At 45.7% G+C, this 17,188-nt stretch carries 12 protein-coding genes, 1 tRNA gene and 1 pseudogene; 3 read left to right on the forward strand and 11 right to left on the reverse strand.

What is annotated here, in order from left to right; genetic code table 11:
- Positions 1–250: 250 nt before the first annotated feature.
- The 3 genes from ldpA to JGK14_RS14170 all read right to left on the reverse strand — a co-directional run bounded on the left by ldpA (position 251) and on the right by JGK14_RS14170 (position 4,643).
- The gene (gene ldpA, locus JGK14_RS14160; RefSeq protein WP_293219005.1) at positions 251–1,417 is read right to left on the reverse strand and encodes a circadian clock protein LdpA; all 1,167 of its coding nucleotides are present in this window, start codon (positions 1,415–1,417) and stop codon (positions 251–253) included.
- Between the two features lie 639 nt (positions 1,418–2,056).
- Positions 2,057–3,388: a four-carbon acid sugar kinase family protein gene (locus JGK14_RS14165; RefSeq protein WP_293210806.1), complete on the reverse strand. Its 1,332-nt coding sequence runs from the start codon at positions 3,386–3,388 to the stop codon at positions 2,057–2,059.
- A 607-nt stretch (positions 3,389–3,995) separates the two neighbouring features.
- Positions 3,996–4,643: a hypothetical protein gene (locus JGK14_RS14170; RefSeq protein ID WP_293190205.1), complete on the reverse strand. Its 648-nt coding sequence runs from the start codon at positions 4,641–4,643 to the stop codon at positions 3,996–3,998.
- Positions 4,644–4,738: 95 nt separating this feature from the next.
- Between JGK14_RS14170 and JGK14_RS14175 the strand changes: the two genes are divergently transcribed.
- Positions 4,739–5,908 carry a cysteine desulfurase family protein gene (locus tag JGK14_RS14175; RefSeq protein WP_293205239.1) on the forward strand — a complete coding sequence of 390 codons (1,170 nt, stop codon included), beginning with the start codon at positions 4,739–4,741 and terminating at the stop codon, positions 5,906–5,908.
- A 209-nt stretch (positions 5,909–6,117) separates the two neighbouring features.
- Here the strand turns inward: JGK14_RS14175 and JGK14_RS14180 are convergent, their stop codons facing one another.
- Complete coding sequence (locus JGK14_RS14180) at positions 6,118–7,122, reverse strand: glycosyltransferase family 2 protein (protein ID WP_293181638.1); 1,005 nt, start codon at positions 7,120–7,122, stop codon at positions 6,118–6,120.
- 129 nt (positions 7,123–7,251) lie between these two features.
- Entirely contained in the window at positions 7,252–8,007 is a 756-nt protein-coding gene (locus tag JGK14_RS14185; RefSeq protein ID WP_293232012.1) for a C40 family peptidase, read from the reverse strand.
- Positions 8,008–8,109: 102 nt separating this feature from the next.
- On the opposite strand from JGK14_RS14185, the gene JGK14_RS14190 reads away from it, so the two are divergent.
- Positions 8,110–9,048 (forward strand): serine hydrolase, encoded by a 939-nt coding sequence (locus JGK14_RS14190; RefSeq protein WP_293232014.1) that lies wholly within the window; start codon positions 8,110–8,112, stop codon positions 9,046–9,048.
- 697 nt (positions 9,049–9,745) lie between these two features.
- Here the strand turns inward: JGK14_RS14190 and JGK14_RS14195 are convergent.
- From JGK14_RS14195 to alr, 4 genes are all read right to left on the reverse strand, one after another.
- Positions 9,746–9,834: transfer RNA gene (locus JGK14_RS14195), tRNA-Ser, on the reverse strand.
- Positions 9,835–9,965: 131 nt separating this feature from the next.
- Positions 9,966–11,093: a patatin-like phospholipase family protein gene (locus JGK14_RS14200; RefSeq protein WP_293181642.1), complete on the reverse strand. Its 1,128-nt coding sequence runs from the start codon at positions 11,091–11,093 to the stop codon at positions 9,966–9,968.
- 159 nt (positions 11,094–11,252) lie between these two features.
- Positions 11,253–12,101, reverse strand: a complete 849-nt coding sequence (locus JGK14_RS14205) for a mechanosensitive ion channel family protein (RefSeq protein WP_293226363.1) — start codon at positions 12,099–12,101, stop codon at positions 11,253–11,255.
- Positions 12,102–12,326: 225 nt separating this feature from the next.
- Positions 12,327–13,529: an alanine racemase gene (gene alr / locus JGK14_RS14210; RefSeq protein ID WP_293193703.1), complete on the reverse strand. Its 1,203-nt coding sequence runs from the start codon at positions 13,527–13,529 to the stop codon at positions 12,327–12,329.
- Between the two features lie 246 nt (positions 13,530–13,775).
- Between alr and JGK14_RS14215 the strand changes: the two genes are divergently transcribed.
- Positions 13,776–15,368, forward strand: a complete 1,593-nt coding sequence (locus JGK14_RS14215) for a peptidoglycan-binding protein (RefSeq protein ID WP_293181648.1) — start codon at positions 13,776–13,778, stop codon at positions 15,366–15,368.
- 390 nt (positions 15,369–15,758) lie between these two features.
- On the opposite strand, the gene JGK14_RS14220 is transcribed toward JGK14_RS14215, so the two are convergent.
- Positions 15,759–16,775: an S-layer homology domain-containing protein gene (locus tag JGK14_RS14220; RefSeq protein WP_293181650.1), complete on the reverse strand. Its 1,017-nt coding sequence runs from the start codon at positions 16,773–16,775 to the stop codon at positions 15,759–15,761.
- A gap of 92 nt (positions 16,776–16,867) precedes the next feature.
- A pseudogene (locus JGK14_RS34055) lies at positions 16,868–16,927 on the reverse strand (DUF3370 family protein); the annotation flags it as partial.
- Positions 16,928–17,188: the final 261 nt, after the last annotated feature.

A 17,188-nucleotide genomic window follows, 5' to 3' on the forward strand; every position in this document is an offset into this window, starting at 1 on the left:
TGGATTACGCGTGGGGTTATAAACCCGGTTTCTACGAGTTTTGCGAACAGGAACGAGAAATATAGTAAGAAACCGGGTTTCTGAGGTCGCAAGTGCGATCGCGAAATCGCAAACTACAGTTGTTAGCTATCAGTTTTCAGTTTTTTTGATTAACAACTAACAACTGACAACTAACAACTAAAAACTAACAACTAACAACTGACAACTGTCAACTAACAACTAACAACTAACAACTGACAACTGTCAACTGTCAACTGTCAACTGTCAACTGACTTTTGATCTGGGAAACTAGAGAACGAGCTAAACTCACCGCCTCCGAGAGAAGTTCTGGGACGGCTTCGAGCTGAGTCAACCGAGGTGTTTGAACTTCGGCTGCGCCGCAAGGGACTGCTACCGGAACGGCAGAAGCTCGATCGGTCTGCATTGTTTCTAATTGTTCTAAAATTGGCGATAGCAAAACCCTGGCATAGCTGCCGTAAGCTACACCTGCAATGTATTGGACAGGAGGAACTGACAAATTTTTCCCGCCATCCAAAAGCAGTCCAGAGGCTCTCAGTTTGCTGACAGTGCGATCGTTAGTGCCGCCTGCAAGTTGCACGTATCCCGGCAACTGGGCAGCCAAAACTTTTTGACCGAGTTTGACCGCTGCTCTAGTAGTTCCTATTCCAATATCTCCACTCATCGGCCTACCATCGGTTTGCCAAATTAGGGGACAAGGCAGGGGGGAAATTATTTGATAGAGTGTCCGCAAATAATCAATCAAACCGTCTCCATCGGGGCAACTAATTGCTATTACTTTAAGTTGATCTACCCAGGGATCTATGCTCGACCAAAGTCTCGCAAAATCTGCCTCTCTGCCTACTTGCGTGTGGATTTCTAGGGCATCCGCACCGGATTGCAAGATTAAAGGTGCGATCGCGGCGGGAGCAGACACGTAAGAACGAGTGTAAATTAATTGGCTCGGGCAAACAGGCAGACAGCGACCGCAGCCATAGCACTGCTGGTCTATCACCCCGGAAAAACCACTACCAGCACTCTGAAAAACTATTGCGGAGGCTGGACATATTTTTTCGCAGGGCCGCCAGCAGTCCGCCGGACAATCGGCTGGGTTGAATTCGGCCTTGCGAAAATGCGGGTCTTCTCCATCGTTTAAACTCACCATCAGCAAGGGCAACCCTTTGCCGCCAAACCTGCGGTTTTGAGTTCTTAGCTGTAATTCGCTGGCAACTTGTAGGGCTTCTTTCGCTGCTGCGACGGCGGCGGGATCTGCCGCGACATCGATGCAGTCAGCACCTGCCAAGGTGTAAGCCAATGTGAGATTCCGAACCGCCGGCAGGTGTTGAAAGCTCGCCCCACAGATCAGCTTGAACCAATGGCCGCCTTTTAATGAGTTTAGTGGATGATAATGTTCTGTCACCCTTATATGCTAATCCTTTCAGCTAAAAATTACTATGCGAACATTTTTATAAAATTTTTACATTTAGGTCGATACAAGCTGGAAACGCTACTGATAGCAGTAGCTATGGCGCTGTTGGCTCTATATGTAGAGGGCTACCTGATTTTTTTTTCTAAATTTGATTTTTTCCAGAGGCGTTGCCGAGGGGGAATTTGTCGAGCTGGCGATCGCTTTTATTTAAAAGTAGACCTTTTACCATAGCATATTAGAGCGGTTTTAGCAACGATAGAATCAGCCAGAGATTTTTTAGAGATTATTTAACTGGTTCCCAGGCACAGCGAAAGGAACCTATCTCATATTATGTCCCGTCGATTACCATAACAAAAACGGTTCGTAGTGCGGACTTCAGTCCGCGGCATAAGAGCGGACTGAAGTCCGCACTACGAACCTTACTTATTGCAGTCAATCGACCGGACATGATATCACTCTTGCTCTGCCTCGGCACAGGATTAAGGAGGCTCTTCCTCCGGATCTGTGTTACCAGGCACAGCCTAGTAACGAGCAGACAACGAAATATTTCAACTGTTTTAGGCTTAGGTTGATATCAATGTGTGTTCCCTGAATAGAACTCAATTCATCTTCGTTAAGCCAGCGATTCAACTAGCTAGAATGCTTGCTGAGTCGCTTGTAAGCCGTAGCCAAAGCATTACTGTCACCGACATTTCCAGGAAACAAAACGACTGGTAAATCGGGAAATAGAGGATGATTTGGCTCGGTTTTTACAACAGAACAACCTGGAATAATTTGACCGATTTGCCTGATACTTTTCAGCGACAAACCTGTACTCAACACATCATTAGAAGTAATCCCGCCCTTGCTAATTAAAAAACCGATGTCAGCAGGCAGTCCCCGCACGACATCCATCAACAAAGCAGAAACAGCAGCACCAAATTTTAACCGGACTTCAGCATTTTCAAATTCTAGTTCCTGGCGGCTGGTATAAATTACAGGCGTTTTGCTATCTGCATGAGCAGTGCGAACTTTTTCGAGGATTTCATTGAGGATTTGAGCGCGAGACTCTGGCGAATCTTCTACTAAGTGAGATACATCTATTTCAATGCTAACTGTATTGGGTTCTTCTAACAAGCGTTCCAATTGATCTGTCGTTTTCTTAACGTGGGAACCAACTATTACTGCACCCGGTTTGCCGTCTTTCACGTATTCTGCCATTTCGTCGGCTGCTACGGGCTGGTTGCCGAGGTCAGCTAAGGATGTTAAAATACTCGCCGCGCTGCGGAATAAAAACTTTTTGCCTTGACTGGCTGCATCAAGAATGTGTTTGGCAAATGTGTTTAAATCGCCTTGGCTTTCGCCGTCAACAACTGCACATTGGTTGTCTGTCATCTCCATCAATCTATCTAAACTTCCGTAGCGGATGTCTGCGAGTAAAATGCGATCGACTGCATCAGCATGGATGCGACCTTGGGTTTTTTCTTCTACGTAGTCTGGCAGGTAACTGTGATGGTAGCCGAAGACTGAATCTTTGGCAAATTCGGTTTCGTGCACAGGGGTTTCGACACCGTTAACCATCAGGTAATGCACGCTGTTGCGGGTAATTCTGCCTCCTTCAAAAAAGGCGGGAATTAGAAAATGAGCGTCGAAGGGGCCGAGTTCTTCGGCGATTACATCGGTTTCGATCGGATAGTGACCGCGCAGGGTAGAATCGGAACGGCTAACGATTAGGAAGTCTTCGATTTCTTCGATCGCGATCGCCCTTTTGAGATTTTGGCACACTTCGCGGGTGACGGAGGCTGCTGTTTCGGGAGTTAGCGATCGAGTATTTGTCAGTATAAAAAAAATCGGGGACTTGTCCCGCAGTCCCAAACGCAGGGTTTCTTCGTCCCAACGTGTCAGCAGCAAGCAACTGTGCACGGTTTGAGAACCTGTGGGATCGTCATCGAGAACTATAATCTTTGGTTTGGTAGAAGACATACTGACCTGGTTGTTAACGTCACCTTTCCAAGATATCCTTACCTGTTACCTAACAGGTAAAAATTTACAATTATGATTTTTCTTAACAATTCTCATAAATCATAAATTTAAAAACGTGTTTGAGTTCGATCGCTTCACGGTTGGTGCGCGTTGCTACCAAGAAGACCGGGCGGTTGAAACCGCGTCTATACAGACATTCACGTGAGGAGTGCAGGTTGAAGAACGGGCAGTTAAAATTCAATATGGTTGGGTTAACGCTAATGTCCGAAGAGATATCTTAGGGTTAGCGCAGCGATCCGCGACGATCGCATCGCCGAGACTATGATAGTTATCAATTAACTGATGTGTGCGGGGATAAATTAGCTTTTTAACTGAACCGTATTTGGCTAAAATTACGTTATTCTCTTCATTCGGCGTCCGGCTCAATTCGTTTGTGTAGTTTGACCTGTTACTCGGATGACGGGCGCTTCGCCACATTCGAGTAACAGGTCAAAAGCGGTTTCAACCGCCGTCTGCTTTTAAAATTACGTTATTGTCTTCATTCGGCGTCCGGCTCAATTCGTTTGTGTAGACGCGGTTTCAACCGCCGTCTTAATTTTCCATTTTTTTAATTAGCAGCGTTTCGATCTTGTAGCTTTTTCATTTCTGCTTGAACTCCCACAGCTAGCTGCAAAGCTTCGTTGAGCAATCGCCCCGGCTGGCTCGATCGATCGCTAATTTGCAGGGCATTCAAAGTTCTTAAATTATTGGCAAACAGTTCTGAGTTAGTATCGACAAATTTTTTGTTTTCCCTGAGAATCCTCTCGGTTTTCAAAGCTCGAACTAAATCCTCTCTGATGAGCTGCAAGGCTTTAATAACTTTTGCGCGATCGCCTATTTTGACGTTCGGATTGCCAGCATCTTCGATCCGGTCATTAATTTCGATCGCTTTGATTATACCATTATAGCGATCGACATCATCAAAAAGATGGATTAAATCTTGGTTCCGGCTGCACCAAATTTTCCAGACATCTTCCAAGATCAAACCTGCGATCGCACCCAAGTGCAGGGCCAACCACAACAAATAAGCCCTAGGAAATATCAATACCAGCAGCCAACAGCTAATTAGAACCAAAACAATTAAACTGACTGTTTTTAAAGCTTCGCGGGCAAATTTAGTAGCAGTCGCAGGCCGGTATACGCGATCGGGCCCCGCGCCGCTGAGGTGCTTGAGCTCACCGACAGTAATTTCTAATCCCTGAATGTCAGGTCGCATAAATCTTCACAAATATTTGTTAAATATAAAGTTTTGTGGTAGAACAAAGGGCTCGTCTACAATAAACCTAACACCTTTTTAACCAAAACCAAACTATGTCCGCACGTCCTATCTACCTCGACAACCACGCCACAACCCCTGTAGACAAACGAGTAGTTGATGCGATGCTGCCGTATTTTACCGAACAATTCGGCAACGCAGCCAGCATCAACCACGTCTACGGCTGGGAAGCAGAAGCAGCGGTAAAACAGTCACGACAAATCATAGCAGAAGCGATCAATGCCTCTCCCGAAGAAATTGTTTTTACCAGCGGTGCAACGGAAGCAAATAATTTAGCGATTAAAGGCGTCGCTGAAGCCTATTTCAGTAAAGGAAAGCACATTATCACAGTACAAACTGAACATAATGCCATTCTTGATCCCTGTAAATATTTGGAAAAATTGGGGTTTAGCATTACGGTTTTACCTGTGAAAAGCGACGGACTAATTGATATTGGAGATTTGATTAAAGCGATTAAGGCCGAGACAATTTTAGTTTCCGTGATGACGGCTAATAACGAAATTGGTGTGATTCAGCCGATCGCCGAAATAGCAGCAATTTGTCGCGGAAATGACATTTTGTTTCACACGGATGCGGCGCAGGCGATCGGCAAAATCCCCCTCGACGTAGAGGAAATGAACATCGATCTGATGTCTTTGACGGCGCACAAAATCTACGGGCCAAAAGGCATCGGCGCCCTCTACGTGCGACGCAACAAGCCGAGAGTCCAACTAGCCCTACAAATGCACGGAGGAGGCCACGAAAGGGGAATGCGATCGGGTACTCTCTACCCACCGCAAATAGTCGGATTTGCTAAAGCAGTAGAGTTAGCAATTTCGGAAATGGAGGTGGAAACAGCACGAGTTGTAAATTTGCGGCAGCATTTGTGGGACAATTTGAGTGGATTGGGTGATGTTGTGATGAACGGTCACGCGACGAAGAGATTGCCGGGGAATCTTAATATTAGTGTAGGCGGTGTTGACGGTCAAGCACTGCTGTTGGGTTTGCAACCGGCGGCGGCGGTGTCTTCTGGTTCTGCTTGTACTTCGGCGAAAATATCTCCTTCTCATGTTTTAGCAGCGATCGGGCGATCGGACAAATTAGCCTACGCCTCAATTCGGTTCGGGATTGGTCGGTTCAATACTGCTGCTGAAATAGATGCAGTGTCTCAACACGCGATCGCGACTATTCAATCTCTCCGACAAGCTCAAAAAGTCATGAGTTAAATATAATACCTTGTCCGGGCGATCGACTACAATAAAATTGGTTTGTAGTGAGGACTTCAGTCCTTTGATTTTTGCGGACTAAAGTCCTCACTACAAACCTGTTGATTGCGGTTTGTAGTGAGGACTTCAGTCCTTTGATTTTTGCGTACTAAAGTCCTCACTACAAACCTGTTTACAGGACTAAATTTTATTCAATACAAATCAATGTCTTATTTAGAACCAAACACCTCACGGACTCTATAAATCGGTTTTCCCTGAGACTCGTGATAAGTCCGCATCATGACTTCCGCCAACAAACCAAAACAAAATAACTGCACGCCAGTCAATAACAACACCACAGCCAAAATCAGCAAAGGACGATTGCCAATAATTTGACCGAAACCCAATTTGAGGACTGTCAAATAAATCCCTAAAACTGTTCCCAATGCCATCGAACTCATTCCCAAAAGTCCAAAAACGTGCATCGGTCGAGTCAGGAACTTCTTCATAAAAGAAATAGTCAACAAATCCATCAATACTCGAAAAGTCCGCCAAATCCCGTACTTGCTTTGACCGAAACGGCGCGCGTGATGTCGCACCGGAATCTCTGCAATTCTCGCGCCTTCAATAAACGCCAAAGCCGGCAAAAATCTGTGCAACTCCCCGTAGAGATTTAAGTCTGCAACTAACTCAGATTTATAAGCTTTCAAAGAACAACCGTAGTCGTGCAAAGTTACGCCCGTAACGCGACCAATTAACCAGTTAGCAATTTTAGAAGGAATCAGGCGGCTGATAGTATTGTCTTGCCTATTTTTGCGCCAACCGCTAACTAAATCGTAGCCTTCATTTAACTTGTCCAGCAACATCGGAATATCAGCAGGGTCATTTTGCAAATCGCCGTCTAGGGTAACAATAGCACGGCCTGTCGCGCGATCGAAGCCAGCGGACATGGCAGCAGTTTGCCCGTAATTGCGGCGCAAAAGCACAGCACAAAGGTCATCGCGACTACCGGCTAGCTGCTTGAGAAGGTCAGCAGAATTGTCCGACGAACCGTCATCTACACAGATAATTTGATAGCTAAGTCCAGATGGTTGAATCGCAGAGGCGATCGCCTCAATCAGATGAGGCAAACTTTCCACCTCATTATACACTGGCACCACGACCGAAACGTCGATCGCCACCTCAGTTGCAGCCTGCTGTTCAGCCAATTTTTCCAAAAATAATGCAGCGTCCATTGTTTTGTTAGATAACATCAGTTGTCATTAGTCATTAGTCAGCAGTCAGCAGTCATTAGTCATTAGTCAGCAGTCAACTGTCATTAGTCAGCAGTCAACTGTCAACTGTCAACTGTCAACTGTCAACTACTAACTAGGTTGATAACTTGCCACAACTTTACCATATCCGCGCAATTGCTGGTAATAAGCCCGACTGACTGCATCCCCATCATCCGACAAAACATCGATACCAATACCATCGCGACCTTGAGTTTTTCCCGAACTGTGAATGTAGCGATTTTCTCCGATATACAATCCTACATGAGTGGCTTTTTCCGGCGTACCAAAAAATACTAAATCTCCCGGATCTACATCGCTAACACTAATAATAGATGTAGTAAAAGCTTCTTGCTGGTAAGCATCCCTCGGCAACCAGATTCCCGCAGCCACAAAAGCAGCTTGCATCAATCCCGAACAATCATAATTTGGCCCGACTGTACCGCCCCAAAGGTAATAATTGGATTGGTGCATCGCCTCGCGAGTAAAAGTAATTGCGATCGACAATTTATCCCTAATTTGGGCTTCAGAAAGCACCAGAGGATGATACACTGTTTCTGTGACTTCGAGCAATTCAAGATCTCGAAGAGCCAGCCATCCCGGATAATCGTCTTCGCACAGCCGCACCATCACAGCCGTTGTATCCCCCTGCACAAGGGAATCTATGCCATCTCTCCCCCCCTTGTAGCGGTGCCCCCGTGCCCGCCCTGGCTGGGGGGGGTCAAAAAAAAGCAAATGTCGCCCCTGCGCCGCTTGAGTGGCCAATCGATCGCACTTTGGGGAATCGTAAATATTTATGTGCGATCGCGCCCGATACTCCACACCATCAGATAATTGATAATTGACCATTGCTAATTGCTAATTATTTGCTATTAATTGTTCGCACTTAACGATTTATTGCCATTAGCCAACCGCCAACCGCCGTTAATCGTCAGCAGTCAACCATTAACCATGACATTTTTCCACAAAGACGAACAATTAGAAACCCTCGGCAGTAGCATTATAGATGCAGTCCAGGCAGAATTTACTGGATTGAAGGGCGATCGTACAGCAGTAACCTGGATCGTCTACGATCCGCCAGTGCGAGTCAACACAGGTGGCGCCCTAAGTCCACAAGAATTTTGGAAATATCAACCCCGAGGCTTTAGCGCCAGGGCTTCCGAACGAATTTATCCCGCCAGCATCGTCAAACTATTCTACCTTGTTGCCATCTGGGAATGGACACAAAAAGGCATGATTCAAACATCGCCAGAATTAGAACGCGCCGTCCGAGATATGATAGTTGACTCCAGCAACGACGCCACCAGCTTAGTAGTAGACGCCCTCACCGGCACCACCAGCGGCCCCGAATTATCACCAGGCCCCTTTGAAACTTGGAAACAGCAGCGAAACCTCATCAACCGTTACTTTCAATCATTAGATTGGCCGGAATTACAAAACATTAACGCCAATCAAAAAACCTGGTGCGACGGCCCCTACGGTCGCGAGCGAGCATTTCTGGGAGAATTAATGGAAAATAGGAATATGCTGACTACAAATGCAGCGGCGCGTTTGCTGCATACTATCATCGGTGGCGTAGCTGTTTCTGCACAAGCATCGCAAGACATGATGGGTTTGATGAAACGCAGTTTAGAACCAGCAGCATTAGAAGCAGATCCCGAAAATCAAGTTACAGGTTTTTTAGGTGGCGGATTGCCAGAAAATACAAAATTGTGGTCAAAAGCGGGGTTGACAAGTCAAGTTCGTCATGATGCTGCTTATATTGAAATACCTGGTTTGCGGCCGTATTTGTTAGTTGTCTTTACCGAGGGGAAAGAGAATAGCAAGAATGAAGAGATTTTGCCTTTTATCTCGCGGCAATTTGTCCAAGCAATGAAGGCAATTGATTAAATTTAGTAGCTGATGGTTGCTGCTAAATAGATTCAAATACAGTATGGATTCGGGCAGAGAAATGGTAATTTTGTTTTCGTTAGTTTAAGGTAATTTCCCCCTTGGGCTAAGGTACGTAGTTGCGCTTCAGCGCTCTTTCCTAATCTTATAAATAGCGCTGAGCATTACTTAATCAGGGTTAGGAAAATGGATAACTTGAAAATTCAGCTATAGCGGATCTAGCTCTCATATGAGGTATGTTGTTGGGCTTCAGCCCTCTTAGTCTAAGCGGTTATCGAGCTGTCAGTTATACCTCATCTTTTTGAAAAAGGCTATATATTCACTGACTGGTTTGTTTTATTTTTTCACATTGAGTCGTTCCTATCGTTGCAGCAGCAATGCCGGAGCGCTTAAGCGCAACTACGTACCTTTTTTGTCTGTCCTTTATGCTTTAGATTAGCAATGCCGGAGCGCTTAAGCGCAACTACGTACCTTTTTTATCTGTCCTTTATGCTTTAGATTAGCAATGCTGGAGCGCTCAAGCGCAACTACGTACCTTTTTTGTCTGTCCTTTATGCTTTAGATTAGCAATTCCGGAGCGCTCAAGCGCAACTACGTACCTTTTTTGTCTGCTTTAGATTAGCAATTCCGGAGCGCTCAAGCGCAACTACGTACCTTTTTTGACTTTGAGTCGTTGCTAGGTAAGGAAGTTTTAGAACGGAGAGGGAGGGATTTGAACCCTCGAAGGATGTTAACACCCTTAACAGATTAGCAATCTGCCGCTTTCGACCACTCAGCCACCTCTCCAAGATGACAGTAACTTACTATAGCACACACATCCTATTCTTGCCAAGCCCTATTTTTAAAATTCCTCAAACCCTTAATCTGTATACGTTTTGTCGAAGGAGGAAGGGATATTTCCCCATTCTCCCCCTCTCCTATTCCCCAAAGCCCCTGGCCTTCAAGTGCTTTTCCCAGCTAAAATTGGAACTCAAAAAGAATCTCTTAGTAGACACATACCCCAATCGATATAGCTTAGCCTTGCGATCGCCATCAAGGTGAAAATCCGTCGTCGTTACCCCAGCTTCAGTCACATCAATATTAATAACTCGCCCTTTATCCATTTCCCGCTGGTGATAGCGGTCTCTTGCTTTCATCATCGTTCGGAACATCGCCGCCAGCATCGACAGCGGAGTGTTAATTTTAACTTGATTCTCAATGCCAGTATCGACCAATCGAAACCCAAAGGTAAACCAGCGGGGCATAGTGGGAGTCGAACCGACAGATTGTTTGTCATAAATCCACAGCGGGAAATTGCTCAGAATTCCGCCATCGACAATTAAGTCGTTGCCCAGTTTTCCCGGCTCAAAAAATAGCGGAATACTCATCGACAGCCGCACCGCTTCAGCTACGCTAAAGTCTTCGGGATTTTGGAGCCGCAACTGCTGGTACAAAGGATCGGAATCGGCAGAGTCTTGCCGCCGCAAGTCATCGGGAAGCACCAACATTTCACCGCGAGTTAGGTTGGATATTACTACTTTTAATTCCCGCTCTTTTACCAGTTGTTTGACATCGGCAAAAGTGTGCAAGTGACCTTTACCAAGTGTTGCTTCCAACCACTGCCGGAAAGGTTGTGCAGAATATTCTCCCATCTGGCGGCTAATTGTGAGGAAAAGTAGCGTCCAAGCTGGGGATTGCAAGTCGTCGGCGGGGTCGCCATTTAAAATTAGAGGACTGTTTTTTTGAGTTAAAAATAGGCTATAATCGAGCTGTCCTAACAACTCCTCCAAGTCGTCCATTGACAAGTCTGTTGCCAATACTGCCGCAGTAATTGCACCCGCAGAAGTACCGGCCAATTTTCGCCAGCGGATGCCCAAATCGTGGCAGCATCTGAGTGCGCCTAAAAATGCAAGTCCGCGCACGCCGCCGCCTTCAAAAATGGCGTCGGCATAGATTTGTTTTTTTTCGTCGGGAGGCGGAAATTTTTTGAGAATTGTTTCTTTCTCGGTGGCGGACATCCTGACACCGGGTTCTTGCAAAATTTGCTGGGGAGACCAATTACTCATTTTAGATTTGGGATTTTTAGATTTGGGATTTGGGATTTTTGATTAATACAGGAGATGCCAGCTTAATCAGCTATATATCAGAAACCTGGAAGTGCCAGCACGGGGGCAGTGCTCTACGAAAATCGTTTTTTTGTACTGCGTTTGTTTGAAAAGAGTTATTTATTGTTGTTGATTTTTGTGGGCATTCATGGCTTCTTTGACGTGTTCTTGAATTTGCGATCGCACTTGTTCGTAGGCCACCGACGCGCACCAGGGTCGCAGGGATAGAATAGTTGTATCAGGAGAGATCTCGATTACCAAACAAGTTGGGGGCGGATTTTCCAACACCAGCGGGTGAGAATGGGCAATTTCTAGTAACTCGGCCATCATCGGACGAATCGGCCGATCGCCAATATCAATTTTTAAGTCTACCCGCCTCGTACCCATCGCTGTGGTATTTTTCAGTGTACCGTTAAATAAATTATTATTCGGAACAATAATTTTTATGCGATCGTCCGTCACGACGGTTGTTGAAAAAATCCCGATGCTATCGACAACTCCCTTCACATCCGTAGCTTCGATCGCATCTCCGACCTCAAAAGGCCGTAAACTAATCAACATTACCCCAGCAGCAAAGTGCGATAGAGTATTTTGCCACGCCAAACCAATCGCCAAACCCGCCGCACCCACTACCGCCACCACGCTAGTAGTTTGAATTCCCAACTGACTCAAAGCCGCGACTGCGCCGACAATCAAAATCGCAATTTCGGCAGCTTGAACTAAGAATTTCCGCAGCGTGGGCTCGGTGCGGCCCAGAGCTCGACGAGTCACGTTACTCGCAAACCCGATCGCAAATCGCGTAATTAACAAAATGCCGATCGCCCACAGCACTTGAGGTACAATCTGAAACCCCAATTCTACGAATTTTTTGGAGAATTCTTGAGCTACTTGCATCGCCTGTATTCTCTCTGCATCTAGCTGCGCGGTGAAGGTTTGAGATATTAGTTTTAATGTGCGGAGCGTTGTCATATTAGTAATTGGTAATTGGTAATTGGTAATTGGTAATTGGTATAACTTATAATATAGTCCCGATCGCCATTGGGAGCATCTCAGTTGTGATGTTTTGATTTTATAGTGCTGTCCCCGCTCGCGAGTATAGATCGCGAGCGGGGACAGCACTGTAAAGAAATTGCTTTTTTGCATTCATTGAGATGCTCCCTCGCCATCAACCTCTGCGATCGGTATTCCCGCTAGTTAACAGTTTACTGTAACGCGGGGCAATCGGTGTTTAAAACCGCACAAAATTTCCCAGGAAATAGTCCCTAAGATTTCTGCCCAATCGTCAGCAGTAATTTTATTTTCTCCATCATTCCCCAACAACGTCACCACTTCACCGACTTCTAAATCGGGAATATCGGTCACATCCAGCATTAATTGATCCATCGTCACGGCCCCGACTTGCGGCACAAATTTACCCCTAACTAAAACCTGCATTTTAGTAGAAAGATTGCGCGGAATCCCGTCTGCATAACCGATACCAACTACGGCAATCTGTGTCTCGCGCCCAGCAATAAATTTATAGCCATAACTGACGCCGGTGCCTGCTGCAATTGTTTTCACCTGCGTTACTCGGGCTTTGACCTGCATTGCGGGCTGCAAAGAAGCGATCGCCTGCAAGTGAGGAGCAGGATAAAGACCGTAGGTAGCCAAACCCGCTCGTACTAAATCGTAGTGCAAATCGGGGTCTGTGAGGGCGGCAGCAGAGTTTGCCAAGTGCAGGCGACAGGGGTTAATTCCTGCTGCTTGGATTTGGGCGATCGCCTTTTTGAACCGTTGCTGTTGCTCTCTCATCACGGCGCGATCGGGACTGTCGGCTGTCGCCAAGTGAGAGTAAATGCTGGCTAATTTTAAATTTGGCAAACCATTGACTAATTGCACAAATTCTGTTGCGTCTTGCCAAGAAGTACCCAAGCGAGACATTCCCGTATCTAACTTAGCGTGAACGGGCAAAGATTGGTTGAGACTGACGAGAACTTCCGAAAAAATTAGGGCTTGTTTGGCAGTACAAATAGTAGGTTGCAAGTGCCATTGGGCGATCGCCTTTACCTGTGCCGGTGTATTGGTTGCCCCCAACAGCAAAATCGGTGCTTCTATCCCAGCTTCCCGCAATTCTATGCCTTCGGGAATTGTCGCCACTCCCAGCCAACTAGCGCCTGCTTGCAATGCAGTTTGACTAACTGCGATCGCACCGTGTCCGTAAGCATCCGCTTTCACAACTGCCATCAGTTCTGTGTTGGGAGATAATAGATGCTTAAGCTGTTTTACATTGTGAGTTAAAGCTGCTAAATCTATTTCTACCCAAGCCCGCTGGCAAAGTCCGCCGTCACCGTCCCACAGCACCGTCTGGCGGGATTTTTGGGTTGTCGATCCTGCGGCCGTTTGTTCCTCACTCAACATTGTCGATCGCTCCTACTTGCTGGCACCATTAAAAACTGCTGGGAGATTGCACCCTCGGTGTAATTATAATTAAATTTTCGTTTTAATCAATGTGTTATACCGGTTAACAAAAATCCTGCAACACTAGACCAGAGCCAAACCGTTATATCATCAGTGATTGCCAAATCTCAAATCCAAAATCTAAAATCTAAAATCTAAAATGGTATTAGCTGGTGTATCATAGCATCAAAAATACCCGTAAAAACTATGGACGGATTGGCTTACCTGCATTTAGCTGAAACTTGGGAAACGCCCCCAACTCAAACTCGATCGCCCAACTCCAAAACGCACCTAAATTTAGCTGCAACTCCTTTACTCTTCTTTACAATCTCTCTCGCAATTTTAAATTTAGTCTATCCCGCCCTCGCCATCAGAATGACAAAAGGCGATTCAGGCCCGGAAGTTGTCGAAATACAGAAAACTCTGCAAGCATCAGGACATTTTGGCGGTAGGGCTACAGGATTTTACGGTTCCGTAACCCAGGCTGCGGTGAAAAAGTTCCAAGCAGACAACAAGCTGAAAGTTGACGGAATAATCGGCCCTCAAACCTTGTCAGCCCTCAAAGGCAAGTCGCCAGCCGCCAGCGCTGACAAGGAATCTGCGGAAAAAACAGCGTCAAAAGTCGATCGACCTTCGCCATCTCCTACCCCCACAGAAAACAGCAACCAACTCGAAGATCCAACTAAAAATCAGCCCAAACAGCCTCTTTTTGAAGAACCATTTTTACCACCATTTAAAACAGAAACTGCTGCGCCAACCTCCGACAAAAAAGAAAATGAATTACCCGGCAAAAGGCTTGCAAACACCGAAGGAAAAATGACTTTGAAAAAAACTATTTACGGCAAAATATCGCCGAAATCAATAGTTTATTCGGGAGACGGTTTATTTTTTGCTCAAAACATGATGTACAGCCACAGCATCACCGTTTACAATAGGAAATTTAAATTAGTCAAGACTATTTCCGATACAGTAAACTTGTCAAAATTTGGCTTTTCTAAATTCAAAGGCAATTACAAAGGTTCTCCCGTAGAAGCCGCCTTTTCAACAGATGGTAAATATGGCTATGTATCGAACTATCAAATGTACGGTTCTGGGTTTGACAATCCCGGGAGCGATAGGTGTTCTCCATCAGCCAAACACGACCAAAGTTTCCTGTACCGCATCAACACCCAAACGTTGAAAATAGAAAAGATAATTCCTGTAGGTGCGGTTCCGAAATTTAATGCTGTTTCGCCTGACAATCGCTTCGTACTCGCGAGCAATTGGTGTACTTGGGATTTGAGCGTAGTTGATATCAATAAAAATCGCGAAGTCGAGCGGGTAAAACTGGGTGCATATCCTCGGGGTATTGTGGTTACTCCCGATTCAAAAAATGCCTATATTGCCGTCATGGGTTCTTCCGATATTGCGAAAGTAAATCTCCTAGACTTTTCGGTAGAATGGTTGAGAAATATTGGTAATGCGCCGCGTCATTTGACGATAGATCCCAATGGCAAGTATATGTATGCCACTTTGAACGGTGAAGGGAATGTGGCAAAGATCGATTTGGCAACTGGTGAAGTGATAGATAAGGTTTCGACTGGAAATGCACCTCGCAGCATGACGATTTCTGGTGACGGCAAACTGATTTATGTGGTTAACTATTCATCGAATACTGTTAGCAAAGTGAGGACTAGCGACCTGAAAGTGCTGCAAACAGTTAATGTTAATTCAAGTCCGATCGGGATTACTTACGATCCGGAAACTAATCAGGTTTGGGTGGCTTGTTATTCTGGCAGCATTATGGTGTTCCAAGATTAATCTACCAGGTTCGTAGTGAGGACTTCAGTCCGCAGAAAAATCTGGAAAAAGGACTTGCATTCCCTACTACAAACCAGGTTCGTAGTGAGGACTTCAGTCCGCAGGAAATCGGGAGCATATCATTCTGGTAAAAAGCATTTTTTCTTTGAATGCGAGCTTAAGAGCTCGCGTATTGTACAATACGCGAGCTCTTAAGCTCGCACTACAAATGCAAAACTGAGATGCTCCCGGAAAATCTGGAAAAAGGACTTGCATTCCCTACTACAAACCAGTTTCGTAGTGAGGACTTCAGTCCTCGGGAAATACAAAAAAAAAGGACTGAAGTCCTTACTACAAACAATAACGATTAAATCCGATTCTGGGGCGTTGGTTCGACTGCACCCAAAAATCTTATTTCGATGGCTTTACAGGCTTCATAACATAGTCAGAAGGCTTAACAGGAACCTTACCTTGTTTCGCCATCGCTTCGTAAATCATGGCTGCTACTTCCGCACGAGTTGCTATTTTATTAGGCTGCAAAAGAGTGGGTTTCGGATTGTTGACAACAATGCCAGCTTCCGTGGCTGCTGCTACTTTGTTGACTGCCCATTTCGGCACTTTTTTCCTGTCTGTATAAACTTGTAATGTTCTGCTGGCTTTCGCTGACGGTTTCAGGTTTAAACCGCTAGCTAAAGCTGCGATGACTTCCACGCGCGGGACTTCTTTATCGGGACGGAAGGCATTGTCTGGGTATCCTTTAAGATATCCAGTTTTGACGCTGTGGTCGATCGCCCCAGCGATCGGACTGTTATTCTTCACGTCTTTAAAATTAATCGGTTTGCGGCGCGGTTCTTTGTCCGACATTCCCTGAATTAAGCGCGCTAGTTCCGATCGCGTAATCGGTTCGTCTGGCCGAAACTTGTTGTCCGTGAAATCAGCAAAAAATTGCCGATCGGCTAAAGCTACAATGAATGGACGCGCCCAATATTTGTCAGGAACATCGGAGAATTTAACGGGCCCGGCTTTTGGTTTAGCCGCTTTCGGTTTGGTAATGACTGGAGGGACAGCCTCGCGCTCACTTGGCGTTTCGGGAACAACAACCGTCCCCATAGGAGGAACTACTGGAAAAAGTGGCCCTACAGGTGCCACAGGGACGACATCAGGTTGCGAGGGAAGGATCGTTCTAGCGGGCGATCGCACTTCGGGAATCGCCTCCGGTGGCGTTAATATTGTAGAGTTCCCAGGCTCAGCAGCAGGTTGAGAAAAAACGGCTGGAAATTGCCAACTTCTGGCATTCAATCGATCGGGATTTCTGCCTGTTACCCAAAAGAAAATTGCTCCCATCGTGCCGAAAGCAACGACTATCGCAATTAATTCATCAAATCCTAAAGGTTTTCTTTTCCCTGACGGGGGTTGTGAAGAAGACATACTTGTCACCTACATATCAATAAAGCAATTAAATCACATATTTTTTGAGTCTGCCAGAGGCAGAGATCGCTCCCATCAACTATTCCAAACAACTATTCCAAAGTTTTCACCGTCAACACCTGCGGTGGCGTAGCATCGGGAGGATAGATAAAAGTTGGCTACAAGCTAAACTAAAATTTGGCTACAGTCTCAATCTAAGTTATTCATATTTCTGGACGCAACTATCACAATAGTTAAAGATTTTTTAGGTATGTAGTTGCGCTTGGGCGCTCTTTCCGAGATTTAAAGAGCGCCCAAGCGCAACTACATGCCTTTTTTGGCGTTGCTGAACTAGGGTATGATGAAATGGTCGTCGGAGCGTCACAAATCACACACATTTAAAAGGAATATTATGCAATGCCCGGAATGTCAGT

This window comes from Microcoleus sp. PH2017_28_MFU_U_A (assembly GCF_020738035.1).
Classification (GTDB): Bacteria; Cyanobacteriota; Cyanobacteriia; order Cyanobacteriales; family Microcoleaceae; genus Microcoleus.